The 695-nt window shown below is 50.4% G+C and carries 1 rRNA gene; it reads left to right on the top strand.

From position 1 onward, the window contains the following. Positions 1-107: 107 nt before the first annotated feature. A 23S ribosomal RNA gene (locus tag QYB97_RS25075) occupies positions 108-695 on the top strand; the annotation flags it as partial.

The following is a 695-nucleotide window of genomic DNA, read 5'->3' on the forward strand; positions in this document are numbered from 1 at the left end:
CATGTTCCTTGAAAACTAGATAACGAAACATCCAAACAAAGCCAACTAATTCATTAGTTGTGCGCTGATTTAGTAATTTTTTAAACGATCTTACGATCGTATTTAAAGGTTAAGCTAGAAAGGGCGCACGGTGGATGCCTTGGCACTAGGAGCCGAAGAAGGACGGGACGAACACCGATATGCCTCGGGGAGCTGTAAGTAAGCATTGATCCGGGGATTTCCGAATGGGGGAACCCACCATCCGTAATGGGATGGTATCCATATCTGAATACATAGGATATGAGAAGGCAGACCCGGGGAACTGAAACATCTAAGTACCCGGAGGAAGAGAAAGCAAATGCGATTTCCTGAGTAGCGGCGAGCGAAACGGAATCAGCCCAAACCAGAGGGCTTGCCCTCTGGGGTTGTAGGACACTCTATACGGAGTTACAAAGGAACGGGGTAGATGAAGCGGTCTGGAAAGGCCGGCCAAAGAAGGTAACAGCCCTGTAGTTGAAACCTCGTTCCCTCCAGAGTGGATCCTGAGTACGGCGGGACACGTGAAACCCCGTCGGAATCCGGGAGGACCATCTCCCAAGGCTAAATACTCCCTAGTGACCGATAGTGAACCAGTACCGTGAGGGAAAGGTGAAAAGCACCCCGGAAGGGGAGTGAAAGAGATCCTGAAACCGTGTGCCTACAAGTAGTTGGAGCCC

This window comes from Fictibacillus fluitans, from assembly GCF_030418125.1.
Lineage (GTDB): Bacteria > Bacillota > Bacilli > Bacillales > Fictibacillaceae > Fictibacillus_C > Fictibacillus_C fluitans.